This window comes from Mycobacterium sp. DL440 (assembly GCF_011745145.1).
In the GTDB taxonomy this organism is placed as follows: domain Bacteria; phylum Actinomycetota; class Actinomycetes; order Mycobacteriales; family Mycobacteriaceae; genus Mycobacterium.
On the sequence record NZ_CP050191.1, the window covers coordinates 178,023 to 194,055 of the forward strand.

Consider the following 16,033-nt stretch of genomic DNA (forward strand, 5'->3'; position numbering starts at 1 on the left):
TATTCTGCACCTATGCCTTCGCTGAACATTGACTTCGACGACGCCGAGATGGAGCAGATCCGGGCCGCTGCCCGGGCTGATGACCTGTCGCTGAAGAAGTTCGCGCACGGGGCCGTCATGGAGCGCGCCAGCATGCACAAGCGCAGAGTTGCCGAGGCGGCGCGCATCGTCGCCGAGCGGTCCGCCGAGCTCAACCGCCGGCTGGCGTGACCGAGTATCTGGATCGCGACGATGTGCTCACGGCGGGGTCCATCGCGTTTGGCGCTGAGCTGAAGGTGCGCGACTACGGCTTGCTTGACGCCGCAGTGGCCAGGCCGCAAGCGACCATATTTGGCGTCGATGCGTATCCGGAGCTCTGGGACAAGGCAGCGGCACTGTTGCAATCGCTGGCGCGCAATCGTGCGCTCGTCGATGGCAACAAGCGCACCGCATGGGCCGCAGCGTGGGTGTTCCTATACATCAACGGAGTTGAGCTAGCGGCCGACTTTGATGTCGATCGAGCCGAAGATCTGATGAACGAGGTCGCGACCCAGGAGTGCGAACTGGGCCATATCGCGACTTCGCTGATGGGTTTCAGCGCGTAGGGGCGGTGGGTCTCGCGGTGCTCCTGTGACGGCTGAGGTCCGAAACCTACCCGGCTGACGATCCCGACAAATTTGTCGGGCGCAGGTTGTTAAATCGTTGCATGCCGCAAGAGGGTCAGGCCGCCGCAGGTGCCGAACAGTCCGTGCACGACGTCATCTTGGAACTGCTCGGGACAGACGACGCGTTGTCCGACGGAGCCAAGGACATTGTCCTCAATGCCCTGGCCGAAGTGTCGGGTGGGACTGGCGAGAAAACAGAAACCAGCCCGGCGCCAACATTTCTCAGCTCGATCACGGTCTCCGGATTCCGGGGCGTCGGCCCGTCGGCGCGGTTGGACCTCTACCCGGCGCCGGGTCTGATGGTGGTCAGCGGCCGCAACGGCTCGGGGAAATCCAGCTTCGCCGAGGCGCTGGAGCTCACGCTCACCGGAACGAGCTACCGCTGGAACAAGAAGGAGAGCCTGTGGGCCGAGGCCTGGCAGAACCTCCACCACCCCGACCCATGCGAGATCCAGGTCGGGTTCACCCGCGAGGCGCTCGGCCCGTTCACCGTTGCGGTGGAATGGGACCAGGGCGAAAAGCTGGAGAACTGCACCACCTGGACACAGACCGGCGGCGGCAAGCGGGTCGACGGCACCGCGGCCCTGGGCTGGTCGCGGGCCCTGGAACTGCACCGCCCGCTGCTGTCCTACGAGGAGCTGGGACGGCTGTTCGACGGCGGACCGTCCGCGCTGTACGACGCGCTGGCCAAACTGCTGGGGCTCGACGCGCTCGCCGACACCGAGAAGCTCCTCGCCGCACGACTCAAGGCGATCAAGACCGCCAGCGACACCGCCGACACCGAACGCCGACGCGTCCTGGCCTCGCTGGCCGAGCACACCGATGAACGCGCCGGACGGGCCGACAAACTCCTGCGCAAACGCCCTGTGCCCCTTGATGATGTCCGCGCGTTGGCGACCGGGGCGGGGGGGGCTCAATCGGACGTGGCGCCGGCCTTGCGGGCCCTGACCCTGTTGGAGCCGCCGACCCTCGACAGCGTCGACGAGGCCGTCGGGCAACTGCGCGCAGCTATCACCGCCGCGGCCGACTCCGCGTCCGCCGCGATCGACCTCACCAGTCAACGGGTCGAGCTGTTGCGCACCGCGCTGCGATTCCATGACACGGGCGGTGACGCCGACTGCCCGGTCTGCGCGCAGGGACGCCTCGACGAGGATTGGGCGACTGCGGCCCAGAACAGCATCGCGCAAAGCGAAGAGTTGCTCGACGAATACCGGTCCACGGCACAACAACTCAAGACCACGCGGTCAAGCCTCACCACGCTGATCCAAGGGCTCACCGCAGCGGCCGCGGTGCCCGGCGTCGCACTCCCGGCGCTCGACGCCTACAACGACGCGGTGGCCGCCGCCCGGAAGATCCCGGTCGGCGACGATGCCCTGGCGGCGCACGCCGAGTCGACGCTGACCGAGGCGATCGTCGCCGCTGAATCGCTTCGTGCCGACGCGGCCGACGAACTCGCGCGTCGCGAAACCGCCTGGGCTCCGCTGGCGGCCCAGCTGGGCGGCTGGGTCGGCCTGGAAGAACAGGCCCGGGCGGTGGACGACGAGCTCACCGCCGTGGCCGCCGCCAAGAAATGGGTCAACGAGCACGCTGCCGCCTTCCGCAATCTGCGGCTCAAACCCATTGCCGCCCAAGCCCGCGACATCTGGCATCGACTCCGCCAGGAAAGCAACGTCGACCTCGTCGAGATCTCGCTGGAAGGTACATCCACCCGGCGCAAGGTGGTGCTGGAAGGCTCGGTCGACGGCAAACCCACCAAGGCGCTGTCGGTGATGAGCCAGGGTGAACTGCACGCGCTGGCGCTGGCGTTGTTCCTGCCGCGCGCGACCTCGGCGAAGAGTCCCTTCCGCTTCGTCGTCCTCGATGACCCGATCCAGGCGATGGACCCGTCGAAGATCGACGGATTCGTCCAGGTGCTGTGCGAGATCGCCAAGACCCATCAGGTGATCGTCTTCTCCCACGACGACCGGCTGGCCTCGGTCATCCGCGACACGGGGGTCGACGCCAGGCTCATCGAGGTGGTCCGCGAGGCGGGCTCGCGAGTCACCGTGCGCGACAACATAAATCCGGCGCTGCGACAGGTGGGCGACATCTTCGCGTTGATCAAAGACGCCAAGATGCCCGAGGACATCAAAGGCCGGGCGGCGCCGGCGTTGTTCCGGATGGCACTGGAATCCGCCGCCAAGCAGACCTTCTACGCCAAGGAGGCGCTGGCCGGGCGGGCACTCACCGAATCCGAAGACAGATGGTCGTCGGCCAAGAAGACATCGAGCCGGCTGGCCCTGGCGATCCACGGGGATCCGACGACAGATCTGACGCCATGGCTCAAGCCCGAACGCAAACGGGCGCTGCGAATCTGCAATGCGGGCGCCCACGGCGACGCGAAACCGGTCTCGATCCACGACGCCCGGGATCTGGAGAAGACCGTGCTCGAAGTGCTGGCCTTGCGATGAGCACGATGAATGCGATGAACCTGCTCGGTCAGGCGCAACGCGTCCTGCAGGATCCGGGAGCGGCCGAGGGGTTGTCGTCGCGGGTCGCGGCGTTTCTGGCCCGACAGGCCCTGGAGGAGATCATCAATCAGCGGTGCACTGCCCTCAATGCCGACGCTCCCTGGGCGAATTCGCGCAGCAAGCTTGTCGTGCTCAAGTCCTTGGACACCGCGGAGGCCGCCGACCGCGCGGCGCTGGCCTGGAACCGACTCAGCGTCGCCTGCCATGTGCACGCCTTCGAGATGCAGCCGTCGGTCGCGGAGGTCGAGCACCTGTGCGGGGTGGTCGCCTCGCTGATTCCCACCGAGTCCTTCTGAGCCGAGCCCTTCTGATTGGCGAGGCCGCGGACTTATGATCGGCACATGGCTCGGGCCTGTTTGGTGCTGTTGTCAGGGGTCGTGATCGCGGGGTTCGCCGGCGTGATCACGCCGGTGGCCCATGCCGAACCAGCGCCGCCATGCGATTTCACACTGTCGCCGCCCGCCGTCGTTCACGTTGACGGTGCCGATATGGTCGGCGCGACCGTCACCGCGACCGCCTGTGGAGCCCCGGCAGACCCCCGCTTCAGCGTGGCCTGCGTGCAGCGTCAGGACAACGCCTCGCCCATCCAATGCAATCAGGGCAGGGGAGCCGACCCCGCCGAGGTGCTGGCGCCCTTCAAACCGGGAGCGACGTACGTGTCCACCGGTCGAGGATGCGGCGGTTGGATGGGCATCGCCGAGATCGCCCCGCAGTGTCAGGTGCTCGGCCCGCTCTCGGCGCCGCTGTAGCTACGCGTCGCTTTCCGTTCACCTGTGGACTCCCCGCCAGTTACCTGTGCGGGGCAAGCTCGTGCGACGCACCGGCACAACTGAAGAGGGTGGCGAATGAACACGGCGAGACGGGCCGCAGCGGTGACCACGGCCGCAGCGTTGATCCTGGCGGGCTGCACCACCGAGGACCGGACGCCAGAAGCGCCCGACACCCCGAAAGCGACCTCGCCGGTCGACTGGAACCTGCCCGACGCGGACCGGTATCACCGCACGGCCACGTATCCGGTGTATCTCAACAAACCTGCCGAGGATCCGGTCGAGGGGGAGACCGTCGCCGAGATCTCCACTGTCACCCCGGACGGCAACACCGTCATCTACACCGACGCCGCCGCCAAACGCATCGGCTTCCTCGACATCCACGATCCCGCCAAACCTGTTGGGAAAGGCACGCTTTCCCTCGCAGAGCTGGGCCATAAAGACGACCAGCCCACCTCGGTAGCGGCGGTGGCAGACCACGTCCTCGTCGTCGTCGACACCACCGGCGGTGACTTCGCCCATCCGTCCGGGCGGGTCGACGTCGTCCGCGCCACCGACCGCACCCGCGTGCACAGCATCGATCTGGGCGGCCAACCCGACTCGATCGCCATCAGCCCCGACGGCTCCTTCGCCGCGATCGCCATGGAGAACCAGCGCAACGAGGAGTTCACCCCGCCCGGCAAGGAGGAAGGCGATCTTCCACAGCCGCCAACCGGATTCGTGCAACTGATCGACCTCAACGGCGCACCGAACACCTGGAAACCACGCAAGGTCGACTTCGACTTCGACGTCGAAGCCGCACGGCAAGCCGGCCTGGACACCCCCGAGGATCTCGAACCCGAGTACGTCAGCATCAACTCCCGCGGCCAGGTTGCGGTGACCCTGCAGGAAAACAACGGCATCGCCGTCATCGACGGCCACGCCGGCACGGTGCAAAAGATCTTCAGTGCCGGAAGCGAATCCGTCGAAGGTATCGACACCAAGAAGGACGGCACGATCGACCAGACCGGGTCGATCAAAGACGCGCCGCGCGAACCGGACGCCATCGGCTGGATCGGCGACGACCACCTGGCCACCGCCAACGAGGGAGACTGGAAGGGCGGCACCCGCGGCTGGACGATCTTCGACGCCCATACCGGTGACGTGGTCTGGGATGCCGGCAACACCCTCGAACAGCTCGCGGTGCGCACCGGCCTGCATAGCGAAGGCCGGGCCGAGGCCAAGGGGCCCGAGCCGGAAGGCCTGGCGATCACCAACATCGGGGGCCGGCCCACCGCGCTGATCGCCTCGGAGCGCAGCAACTTCGTCGCGGTCTACGACGTCAGCGATCCCAAAGCGCCGACCTTCCGGCAGATCCTGCCGACCACCCCGGGTCCGGAAGGTGTCCTGCCGATCCCGTCGCGCAATCTGCTGGCCATCTCTTCGGAGGCCGACGACGCCGAAGCCCACGTGCGTGCCTCGGTCAACTTCTACGGCTTCGGCGAATCATTCGCCGCCGCAGGAAAACCGGACTTCCCGTCCATCGTCTCCGGCGATATCGACGGCGCCCCGATCGGGTGGGGCGCGCTCGGCGCGCTGTCGGCGGACCCACAAAACCAGGATCGGCTGTACACCGCGACCGACATCGCTTACGGTCCGGCCCGCATCCTCGGCATCGACGTCAACCAGAAGCCCGCCCTGATCGACACCGAGTTGCCGCTCACCGAGAACGGCAAGCCGGTCACGCTCGACACCGAGGGCGTATCCGCCCGGCCCGACGGAGGATTTGTGCTGGCGGTCGAAGGGAAGGACGGCCCCGGCAACCAGCTCGTCTACGTCGACGCCGACGGCCGCATCGAGAAGCGCGTGCCGGTGCCCAAAGACATTGCAGCCCAGCTGGGTGGCCAGGGTCTCGAAGGTGTCGCCTTCCAATCGAGCAGCGCCGGCGACTCGGTCTGGGTGGTGCTGCAGCGTGAGCTCAAGTCTGACCCGACTGGTGTGGTCCGCATCGGACGCTACACGCCGGCCGGGGACAAGTGGGAATGGTTCGGCTACCAGCTGGAATCCACCGACACCAAGGACAACTGGATCGGTGTCTCCGAAATCGCGGTCCACAACGGCGAATTGCTGGTCCTCGAACGCGACAAACTCAACGGGCCCGACGCACGGCTCAAAGCGCTGTACCGGGTGGCGATTCCCGACGGCCAAGGAGTGGAGTCCGCGGCCGACAAGCCAAAGGTGCTGCCGAAGACGTTGGCCCGCAATCTGGTACCGGATCTACAGGCCACCAACGGTTATGTGCAGGAGAAGGTCGAAGGCTTCGCGATCGCCGGCAACCAGAACCTCTACGTGGTCACCGACAACGACGGGCTCGACGACGCCAGCGGTGAAACGGTGTTCCTCGGTCTGGGCCCGGCTGCCGAGGCGTTGAAGGGGTAGCGCGCCGGTTCAGCCCCGGAGACCGGCCGACGTGTCATTATGGCGCGTATGGGGGCGGCGCTCATCCGATCCGACAAGCTGTTGATCTTCGGTGGCCTGGCCATCTGCGTGGTCGCTGGGCTGTCCCATTACGGTGGCTGGCCGCACCTGGTCGGCTTTGTCGTCAGTGCGCTGGCGGTCACCGTATTGGCGTCGGTCGTCGGCTTGGCCGTCGAACAACTCGGAGATCGGTTCGGCCCCGGCGCAACTGGTGTGCTGCAGTCCGCCCTCGGCAATCTGCCGGAGCTGTTCATCTGCATCTTCGCGCTCAAGGCCGGATTGGTCGACGTGGTGCGGGCCGCGCTCGTCGGTTCTATCCTGGCCAACCTGCTGCTGGTGTTGGGACTGGCTTTCGTCGTCGGCGGCCTGAAGCACGGCCCGCAGAAGCTCGGCTCCGCGCAGGTCCGGACCATCCTGGTGCTGATGGTGCTGTCGGTGACGGCCATGGCGATTCCGTCGATCGCGCACGAGGTGCACGCCCCGGCCTCCGAACACGAAGTGTCCTTCTCGATGATCGTCGCGGTCGTCCTGCTGGTGCTGTTCGGGCTCTCGCTGCCGTACTCGCTGCGTCGGGACAAGACTCCCGAAAAGACCAGTGACCCGGTGCCGCAGCCGCACAAAGAACAGCCGCGATGGCCGGTCGGCTTGGCGATCGGCATGCTCGCCCTCGCGGGCGGCTCAGCGGCGTTCGTCTCGGATTGGTTTGTCGCCGCACTGGAACCGGCGATGGACTCGCTGCACATCTCGCAGGCCTTCGCCGGTCTGGTGATCGTGGCCATCGCCGGCAACGCGGTGGAAAACGTCGTCGGTGTGCAACTGGCAGCCAAAAACCAGTCGGAGTACGCCTTCTCGATCATCCTCAACAGTCCGATCCAGATCGCCCTGGTGTTGGCCCCGGTGCTGGTGTTGGTGAGCCAGATCTTCGGGCTCGCCTCACTGACCCTGGTGTTCGGGCCGATGCTGATCGTCGCGCTGTTGGTTGCCGTCGTCCTCGCGGCGATCATCGCTTTCGACGGGGAATCAACGTGGTTGGAAGGTGCGGCGCTGATCGCGTTGTACTGCATCATCGCCGCGTCGTTCTGGTGGGGCTGACCGTTCTAGACGGCTATTCCCGTCATGGACACGAGTAGCTGGCCGTTAGAGTTTCAGGGGGGACCGGTCGAGGGGGAAAAATTGGTCATGCAGCTGGCACATCGATCTGCGCGCGGCGCCGCTGCGTTGCTCGTTGCCGTCGTGTCGCTGTCGGCGTGCAGCAGCGAGAAGCCCGTGTCGATCGAGGACATCATCAAAGACCACGTGCCGAGCCCGGCGATGACACCGTCCGCTCCAGTGGGTGATGCCATCGGAGATCCGAACGCCTGCGCGCACTTCGACGGGCCGTTGCTCGATATACCGTCACGTGGCTCCGCGGAGCCGAAACTGCGGGTTCCCAAAGCGACGGGCTGGAACCGCAGCACAAAACTCGACAGCGAAATTGTCCGATTCGTCCTGGTAAACACCGATCTCGCGGCTAATCAGTTCGCACCCAATATCGTGGTCACGCTGGAGGACGCCCCCAAGGCTGATGTTCAGACCATTTTCTCGCAGCAACACGCGAATCTGGTGAAGTTAGCGGGGGCGAAGGACCTCACATCCGAGCCGGCGACGGTCTGCGGGCTGCCCGCCGAGACCATCAAGTTCACGGCTGATCCGACTGGCCCCGGGGCACACAGTCGTGTGTTGACCGTGTTGTCGGTGCCTACCATCGTCGGCGGCCACCAGTACTTGGTTACAGCGACCGTGCAGACAACTGACCCGGACAGTCCGACCTATCAGCACGACGCCAAAGCTCTCCTGGATGGATTCCAGGTGCTGCCACCTGAACTCGGTGCGCCGTGACGTCGTGAACTACCCCTCTGCCGCCACCAGCGACCCCAGCTTGATGTCGGGGTTGTCGCGCTGGAAACCCTCCAGCCGCCACGGCGTCGAGAACAGCACGAGCATGACGCCATCGGAACGGGTCAACACCTCGGCCGACACCTGACGGTTCACGAAGTCCGCGTCCTCCGGGGAGACCACCCGCGCGACCTGATACGGCAGGTTCTCCAGTGCGATCGGCGCGCTGAGTTCGGTGGCCATCCGGTGGGCGGCCACCTCGAACTGCATCGGCCCGACGGCGGCGAACACCGGCGCCTGCTCGCCGCGCTTGTCCGAGCGCAGCACCTGCACGACGCCTTCCTGCTCGAGCTGCTCGATCCCCTTGCGGAACTGCTTGTGCTTGCTCGGGTCGGTACCGCGGGCCACCGCGAAGTGCTCGGGGGAGAAGCTCGGAATCGGCGGGTACACCACCGGGATGTCCCGGTACAACGTCTCGCCGGGGCGCAGCGCCGCAGCGTTGGCCAACCCGATCACGTCGCCGGGCCAGGCGTCGTCGAGCGTCGAGCGCTGCTGGCCGAACACCGACTGCGCGTACTTGGTGACGAACGGCTTGCCGGTGGCCGCGTGGGTGAGCACGTCGCCGCGCTCGAACGTGCCCGAGACGACGCGCGCGTAGGCGATGCGGTCGCGGTGCGAGCTGTCCATGCCGGCCTGCACCTTGAACACGAACGCGCTGAACGGCGACTCCACCGCCCGGTGAGTCCCGTCGACACCGAGCGACCCGCTGGGCGCCGGGGCCAACTCGACCAGCACGTCGAGCAGCTGGTTGACGCCGAAGTTCAACGCCGCCGAGGTGAACAGCACCGGGGAGGACTCGCCGCCCAGGAAGGTCTCCCGGTCGTAGTCGGACCCGTCGATCGACAGCAGCTCGGATTCCTCGACCGCGGTATCCCAGTCATCGCCGGCGGCGGCGTGGGCGTCGGCGGCAGCGATGTGCTCCTCGGGGGCGGCGGTGGCCCCACCCGCGGTGCGGGTGAACCGGATGAACTTCTCGGCCCGGCGGTCCATCACGCCCTTGAAATCACCCGCGATGCCGACCGGCCAGGTCAGGGGAGTGGTGCGCAGCCCGATCCGCTCGTGGATCTCGTCCATCAACTCCAGCGCGTGCCGGCCCGGGCGGTCCCACTTGTTGATCACGGTGATGATCGGGATGCCCCGGTGCTTACACACCTGGAACAGCTTCAGGGTTTGTGGCTCAAGGCCCTTCGCGGCGTCGATGAGCATCACCGCGCAGTCCACGGCCGTCAGCACCCGGTAGGTGTCCTCGGAGAAGTCGGCGTGCCCGGGGGTGTCGAGCAGGTTGATCACGCAGTCGCGGTACGGGAACTGCAGTGCGGTCGAGGTGATCGAGATGCCGCGGGCCTTCTCCATGTCCATCCAGTCCGACACGGTGGAGCGCCGGCCGGCCTTGCCGTGGATCGCGCCGGCCTCGGTGATCACCCGGGCGTGCAGCGCCAGCGCCTCGGTCAGCGTGGACTTACCTGCGTCGGGGTGGCTGATGACGGCGAAGGTGCGGCGACGGGCCGCCTCGGCGGCGATCTTGGCAGCTTGGGCGGTGTTGGTGGCTGGGGCGTCGAGGGCGTTGTCGGTCATCTCGACTAGCGATGGTATTGGGGTCGAGGGGCAAACCAATAATTGAGGACGCCGGAAGGCATGATCGTTCGTGATGAACATCTGTGTCTTCCTGTCCGCCGCCGACCTCGATGAGCGCTACACCGAGCCGGCGCGTGAATTCGCCGAACTCCTCGGCAAAGGCGGCCACACGCTGGTCTGGGGCGGGTCCGACAACGGCTTGATGAAGGTCGTGGCCGACGGGGTGCAGGCCGGCGGCGGCCGGTTGGTCGGGATCTCGGTCGAGTTTCTGCGTCAGCACGCCCGGGCGGGAGCCGACGAGATGGTGATCACCGCCGATCTCTCCGAGCGCAAGGCGCTGCTACTGGAGCGTTCCGACGCGCTGGTGGTGATGGCCGGTGGGCTCGGCACCCTCGATGAGGCCACCGAGATCCTGGAACTGCGCAAGCACCGGCGCCACGACAAGCCCGTCGTGCTGCTGAACACCGCGGGCTTCTACGACGGCCTGGTGATCCAGCTGCGACGGATGGAGCAGGACGGGTTCCTGCCCGTGCCGCTCGATGACCTGGTGTTCGTCGCCGACGAACCCGCCGCGGCGATGGCGTACCTGGATCGCGCCGCCAACTGAGGGCAACGACACCGTCACGACTCGCCCACATCGCTGAGCCGTTGCGCCGTGGCCGAACCGGCCCGGCTACCATTGAGACACTGATCACGCCCTGATCAATCAGGCCCTCGCCGAACCACATTGGAGTGATGTTGACGTCTGTTCGTCGTGCCTACCTGGCGGTCGCACTTGCCGTGCTGGCCGTGTCGGGTGGTGTCGTTGTTTCGGCCCTGCCGGACTGCGCCGAGCATTGCCAGACGTTGGCTGCCGCACCCCAGGGCGCCCCGCAGGCCTCGCCCACCGAGCCGGCCAAGCTGACCATCGTTCCCAAGCCCGACGCCGAGGTTGACCCGCTGGCCCGGGTCATGGTCACCGCTGACACCGGCACCGTGGCGCGCGTGACGATGCTCAACGACGCCGGCAAGGAGATCCCCGGCGTCCTCACTCCCGATGCCAGGACCTGGAAGCCGACCACCACGCTCGGCTACGGCCGCACCTACACACTGAAGGTCGACGCGCGCGGCCCCGGCGGCATGCCGACCCGCAAAACCACCAACTTCTCCACCGTGACCCCCGGCTACCAGGCCCGCGTCTACCTCAACGGTACGAACTACGCCCCGCTGCAGGACGGTGCCACCTATGGCGTCGGCATGGTGATCGTCGCGCGATTCGATGAACCGGTCACCGACAAGGCCACCGCCGAGAACCGGATGAAGGTCATCACCGAGCCCAAGGCCGTCGGCTCGTGGAACTGGATCGACGATCAGACCGCGCACTGGCGGCCCGAGAAGTACTACGCGCCGGGCACCAAGGTCACCGTCGACGCCGGCATCTACGGCGCCAAACTCGGCGACGACCTCTACGGCGCCCAGGACGAGAAGGTCGCGTTCACCATCGGCGCCTCGCACGTCACCATCGCCGACGACACCGACAAGCAGGTCAAGGTCTACGACAACGGCAAACTGGTGCGCACCATGCCGACCTCGATGGGCATGGGTGGCACCGAGACCATCGGCGGCACCACGATGAGTTTCTGGACCCCGCGCGGCATTTACACCGTGATGGACAAGGCCAACCCGGTGATCATGGACTCCTCGACCTATGGCCTGCCCGTCAACTCACGGCTCGGGTACAAGACCACCATCCCGTGGGCGACGCGCATCAGCATCGACGGCATCTATCTGCATCAGCTCAACGCGACGGTGTGGGCGCAGGGGAAAACCAACACCAGCCACGGCTGCCTCAACCTGAACGGCGAGAACGCCGAATGGTTCTACAACTTCTCGGTGCCCGGCGACATCGTCGAGATCCGCAACACCGGCGGTGACCCGCTCAAGCCGACCAACAACGGCGACTGGTCCGTGCCCTGGGCCGAATGGGTCAAGGGCAGCGCGCTGCGCTGAGTGGTCCGCCGCCGCGGTGAAAGCCAGGCGCGAACGGGGCTAGCCAGTGAGGGCTTTCAATTCGTCCATTGTCGACGTGACGATCTCGCCCAGCCCGGCCTTGGTGCGCCCGTGCACCCACCGGCCGAACGCGACCTTGAACACCGCCATCCCCGCTTCGGCGCCCAAGCGTGCGGCTGCATCGTCGATACCGCGGCGCCGTAGCGCCTCGGCCATCTCGGCGGACAGCGTGGCGAGTTTGATCAGTTCGCGCTCCTGCAGCGCGGGGTTGGCGTCGATGACGGACTGCCGGCGCAGGGCATGCTCGCGCCGGCCGTCGAATACCGGTCCGAGTGCGGTCATCGCGGCACCGACCACGTCCAGTGGTCCTGCGTCGGCCGGGGCGCCGTCGATGGCGGCGACCAAGACCTCGGTGAGCACGGCCTGTCCGCCGAACAGCGCCTCGCGCTTGTCCGCGAAATACCGGAAGTAGGTGCGCTCGGTCAGCCCGGCCCGCTCCGCGATTTCGGCGACGGTGGTCTGCTCGAACCCGTGCTCGAGGTACAGCTGCAGGGCCGCCTCCTGCAGGCGGTCGCGCGCGTTGGGCTCCCAGCGATTCATGGAATTCGATCCTAGGGAATGTCAGTGACTGTCGTCGCGTTCCAGTGATGACAGTTACTGACATCAGGAGGATCTCCATGAAAGTTTTCGTCACGGGTGCATCTGGTTTTGTGGGCACCGCGGTGGTTCGTGACCTCGTTGCCCACGGTCACGACGTCGTCGGCCTGGCTCGCTCCGACGCCTCGGCCGACGCGATCAGCGCGGCCGGCGCCCGCGTCCACCGCGGGGATTTGAACGATCACAACGGCCTGCGCGCCGCCGCCGACGCCAGCGATGGCGTCATCCACCTGGCCTTCCATCACGACTTCGACAACTTCGCCGACGCCGGGGAACTCGACCGCCGTGCCATCGAGGTCCTCGGCACCACCCTCGCGGGGTCGGGCCGCCCGCTGGTCGTCACCTCCGGCGTGGCCGGTCACAGTGCCGGCCGCCTGCTGACCGAGAACGATGCGTTTCAACCCGGGCTGCCGCGGCACTCCGAACCCGCGGTGTTGGCCTTCGCCGAGAAGGGGGTGCGCGCCTCGATCGTGCGGCTGTCGCCGACGACGCACGGAGAAGGCGATCACGGCTTCGTGCCGCGGCTGATCCAGATCGCCCGGGACAAAGGTGTGTCGGCCTACATCGGTGACGGCGCCAACCGCTGGCCGGCGGTGCATCGCCTCGACGCCGCGCCGCTGTTCCGGCTGGCCGCGGAGAAGGCGCCCTCCGGGACGGTCCTGCACGCCGTCGCCGAGGAGGGTGTCGCGGGCCGCGACATCGCCACCGCGATCGGCCGCCACCTCGGACTGCCGGTGACCTCGGTTCCCGTCGAGCAGGCCTTCGAACACTTCGGGTGGATCGGCGGCATGTTCGCTCTCGATGTCCCGACGTCCAGCGCGTTGACCCGGCAACGGTTCGGCTGGCAGCCGTCCGGAGTGGGACTGCTCGAGGATCTCGACGGCGGGCACTACTTCGAATGAGCGTTGCAGCGCCGGTGTGTCGCGATCAGTGCGGGAACACCCGACGCACCGGCGGCGGCTTCTTCACGATGGCCGGCAGGACGAACGTCTCGATGTAGCGCCGCGCCGCGTCGGGATCGGTGATGTCTGGGACGGTCTTCACCAGGAAGCTCAACGCGGTCGCAATGATGAACTGCGCCAGGTCGTGTGGGTCGAGACCGGGACGGAACTGGCCGGCGTCCTCGGCGATCATGGCCTTGATGGTGGTCGTCACCAGATCGGTCAGTTCGGAATCGGTGGCGATCAATGAGGCGATCGTGCCATCGGGGGTCTGGTCGGCGATCGTGTTGAGCAGCGGGTCCGACACCAGTTCGGTCGCGACGATCACCAGACTCTCGACCAGCAGATGGATGGGCCCGGCGTCCTCGGGTATCCGCGGCAGGATCGACACCATGTGCCGCTGGGTGGTGCGCTGCACCATGGCTGCGATCAGCTCGTCGCGGTTGGTGAACTGGCGGTAGATCGCCGTACGTGAATAACCGGCCTCGTGGGCGATGACCTCCATCGTCGACGCCCGGTACCCGCGGGTGACGAACAGGTGCTCGGCGGCGTCCATCAACACCCCGCGCGCCTGTTCGGCGGTATTGCCGCCACCGACGGGTCGGCCCCGGGGGCGGCGTTCTGGTGCTGACAATCGACTGTCCTGGTCGGCGGCGTGTGGGATTTCAGTATGCCGGACGATCCGCAACGCCATTAAAGAAACATCTATGTCGATTTGTTCATTTGCCTGCGGGCTCCCGATGGAGGCGGTTAGCGTGCCTGCGTGACCACACGGGGGCGGGCAATTCACGCAGTTGCGGCGATCGGATGGGGCGTACTGGTGGTGGCCCTCTGGATGGGCTTGGTCGTGGGGACGGCTTCGACGGCCCATGCCGATCCCGGTCGCGATAAATCAACCACTCAGTCCGCCAACGACTCTGGCGCATCGAGGACGCAACGTGACCCGGTGTCCCGGCTCGGCCCGCGCAAGGAGAAGCCGCGCCGGACCGATAGGGCGACGCTGCGCCAGCGCCCACGGTTGTCCCTGTCGAAGTCCCTGCCGAAGCCCCCGTCGACACATACCGACGTGCGTGACCTGGTCGACGATTTCACGGCTCGCGCGCGCACCGCGGTGAGCGACCTTGCCGACCGCGCGCCGAACCTTGGTTCTGCACAATCACTTCCACGCCCCAAGGCCACGACGAAGCGTGACGCAGTGGAGCGTGACTCAGCGGAGCGCCCCGAGGTCGCTGCCGCCGCCGTGGCCGACAAGGCACCAGATATTGCCGACGCGATCGATGCCATCACCCGCCCGGGCGATGCGAAGGCGCCGCTCTCCGACGTCAGCACGGTCGTCGACCGCGTCGCCGCCCAGGGCCGCACCCTGCTCACCGATATCGGCGACCGGATCACGAACCCGGTTGCGGCCCAGGCGCGTCAGACTGTGACGCCGATCGCCGCCATGACCGCCCCGTACAGCACACCGCGGTCGGTTCCGTTGGTCAACATCGTCGGCTCGCTGGTGTTCGACGTGGTCGGCGCTGCGCTGCAGGTGTTTTCGGGCCCGCCGGTGCTCCCGCCGGGCAGCAACGTCACCGTCCGCACCTCGACGCTGGAGATGCCGGGCACCAACCAGACCGTGCGCGCCGACTGGTACTTCCCCGAAGACCCGGACTCCGCCACCGGCGTCATCTACCTGCAGCACGGATTCATGGCCACCGGCCCGATGTACAGCTACACCGCGGCCTACCTGGCCGAACAGACCAACAGCGTCGTCGTGGTCCCCACCATCTCGTCAAACCTGTTCGACCCCAGCGGGGAATGGATCGGCGGAGAACCGATGCAGCAGTCCGTGGCCGATCTGTTCGCCGACGGCAGACCAGAATTGACCGCGAGCGCCAGCGCGGCAGCCGGCCACCCCGTCACCCTGCCGTCCACGTTCGTCCTGGTCGGCCATTCCCTGGGCGGGATGCTGGTCACCGGCGCCGCCGGACGCATGGTCGACAACGGCGCCGTCGACAACCTCGCCGGGGTGGTGCTGCTCGATGCGGTGGACACTCACGAGGACATGCCCGAGGCGCTCGACCAGCTGAAGAGTGCCAATTACCGTCCGGTGCTGCTCATTTCGTCCGAACCCTACGTGTGGAATCGCAACGGGACGGTGGGCCAAGAACTGCAGGCTGCCCGCCCCGGAGAGTTCAACGGCGTGATGCTGGTCGGCGGGCGGCACATCGACGGATTGCAGGGCGCCAACCCGATCCTGCAGTTCGCCGAGTACCTCGTCGCCGGTTTCTCGCAGCCGCAGAACGTCGGTGCGGTCAAGACGATTTCGGCCGGCTGGATCAACGACATGTACCACGGCACAGCCAGCGGTGTGTACGGCGCACCGCAGGAGAGCATCGAGATCCCCACCTCGTCGGGCACTGCCACGGCGGTGGTGCTGCCGTTCACGTCGACCGAGCCGGTGCAGGCGACGCCGTGGGACGGGTTGGTGGGTCCGATCCTGGATGCTCTGTTCCCGTACGCGGTATACGAACCGTTGGCCGGAAAGTCCGTGCCGGTGGCCGTCTGACGGCCGA

Annotated in this window: 15 protein-coding genes; 12 read left to right on the plus strand and 3 right to left on the minus strand. The window is 66.8% G+C overall.

All coding sequences use genetic code 11. The features are described 5' to 3' along the window. The first annotated feature begins 12 nt into the window (after positions 1-12). From HBE63_RS00810 to HBE63_RS00845, 8 genes are all read left to right on the plus strand, one after another. Positions 13-210, plus strand: a complete 198-nt coding sequence (locus tag HBE63_RS00810) for an antitoxin Phd (protein ID WP_166902460.1) — start codon at positions 13-15, stop codon at positions 208-210. Continuing rightward, a complete protein-coding gene (locus HBE63_RS00815) occupies positions 207-584 on the plus strand; it encodes a type II toxin-antitoxin system death-on-curing family toxin (protein WP_166902462.1) in 378 nt (125 codons plus the stop codon). Before HBE63_RS00810 ends, HBE63_RS00815 begins: the two co-directional genes overlap by 4 nt. A 101-nt stretch (positions 585-685) precedes the next feature. Then, positions 686-3,094: an AAA family ATPase gene (locus tag HBE63_RS00820; RefSeq protein WP_166902464.1), complete on the plus strand. Its 2,409-nt coding sequence runs from the start codon at positions 686-688 to the stop codon at positions 3,092-3,094. Next, entirely contained in the window at positions 3,091-3,450 is a 360-nt protein-coding gene (locus HBE63_RS00825; RefSeq protein WP_371814865.1) for a hypothetical protein, read from the plus strand. Before HBE63_RS00820 ends, HBE63_RS00825 begins: the two co-directional genes overlap by 4 nt. A gap of 45 nt (positions 3,451-3,495) precedes the next feature. Then, positions 3,496-3,903: a hypothetical protein gene (locus tag HBE63_RS00830; RefSeq protein WP_166902466.1), complete on the plus strand. Its 408-nt coding sequence runs from the start codon at positions 3,496-3,498 to the stop codon at positions 3,901-3,903. 96 nt (positions 3,904-3,999) lie between these two features. Further along, positions 4,000-6,339 carry an esterase-like activity of phytase family protein gene (locus HBE63_RS00835; RefSeq protein ID WP_166902467.1) on the plus strand — a complete coding sequence of 780 codons (2,340 nt, stop codon included), beginning with the start codon at positions 4,000-4,002 and terminating at the stop codon, positions 6,337-6,339. Positions 6,340-6,387: 48 nt separating this feature from the next. Next, positions 6,388-7,470 carry a calcium/proton exchanger gene (gene cax / locus HBE63_RS00840; protein ID WP_166902469.1) on the plus strand — a complete coding sequence of 361 codons (1,083 nt, stop codon included), beginning with the start codon at positions 6,388-6,390 and terminating at the stop codon, positions 7,468-7,470. An 87-nt stretch (positions 7,471-7,557) separates the two neighbouring features. After that, positions 7,558-8,256, plus strand: a complete 699-nt coding sequence (locus tag HBE63_RS00845) for an LpqN/LpqT family lipoprotein (protein WP_166902471.1) — start codon at positions 7,558-7,560, stop codon at positions 8,254-8,256. A gap of 9 nt (positions 8,257-8,265) precedes the next feature. Here the strand turns inward: HBE63_RS00845 and HBE63_RS00850 are convergent, their stop codons facing one another. Next, positions 8,266-9,888 (minus strand): peptide chain release factor 3, encoded by a 1,623-nt coding sequence (locus HBE63_RS00850; protein WP_166902473.1) that lies wholly within the window; start codon positions 9,886-9,888, stop codon positions 8,266-8,268. A 73-nt stretch (positions 9,889-9,961) separates the two neighbouring features. Between HBE63_RS00850 and HBE63_RS00855 the strand changes: the two genes are divergently transcribed. After that, positions 9,962-10,495 (plus strand): TIGR00730 family Rossman fold protein, encoded by a 534-nt coding sequence (locus HBE63_RS00855; RefSeq protein ID WP_166902475.1) that lies wholly within the window; start codon positions 9,962-9,964, stop codon positions 10,493-10,495. A gap of 125 nt (positions 10,496-10,620) precedes the next feature. Then, positions 10,621-11,877, plus strand: coding sequence for an Ig-like domain-containing protein (locus tag HBE63_RS00860; RefSeq protein WP_166902477.1), 1,257 nt, complete (start codon positions 10,621-10,623; stop codon positions 11,875-11,877). 39 nt (positions 11,878-11,916) lie between these two features. Here the strand turns inward: HBE63_RS00860 and HBE63_RS00865 are convergent, their stop codons facing one another. Next, on the minus strand, positions 11,917-12,477 hold the full coding sequence (locus tag HBE63_RS00865; protein ID WP_166902479.1) for a TetR/AcrR family transcriptional regulator: 561 nt from the start codon (positions 12,475-12,477) through the stop codon (positions 11,917-11,919). Between the two features lie 77 nt (positions 12,478-12,554). Between HBE63_RS00865 and HBE63_RS00870 the strand changes: the two genes are divergently transcribed. Beyond that, complete coding sequence (locus HBE63_RS00870; protein WP_166902481.1) at positions 12,555-13,436, plus strand: SDR family oxidoreductase; 882 nt, start codon at positions 12,555-12,557, stop codon at positions 13,434-13,436. A gap of 25 nt (positions 13,437-13,461) precedes the next feature. Here the strand turns inward: HBE63_RS00870 and HBE63_RS00875 are convergent, their stop codons facing one another. Beyond that, positions 13,462-14,109 (minus strand): TetR/AcrR family transcriptional regulator, encoded by a 648-nt coding sequence (locus HBE63_RS00875; RefSeq protein ID WP_243858422.1) that lies wholly within the window; start codon positions 14,107-14,109, stop codon positions 13,462-13,464. Positions 14,110-14,238: 129 nt separating this feature from the next. Between HBE63_RS00875 and HBE63_RS00880 the strand changes: the two genes are divergently transcribed. Next, positions 14,239-16,026 carry an alpha/beta hydrolase gene (locus HBE63_RS00880; RefSeq protein WP_166902484.1) on the plus strand — a complete coding sequence of 596 codons (1,788 nt, stop codon included), beginning with the start codon at positions 14,239-14,241 and terminating at the stop codon, positions 16,024-16,026. Positions 16,027-16,033: the final 7 nt, after the last annotated feature.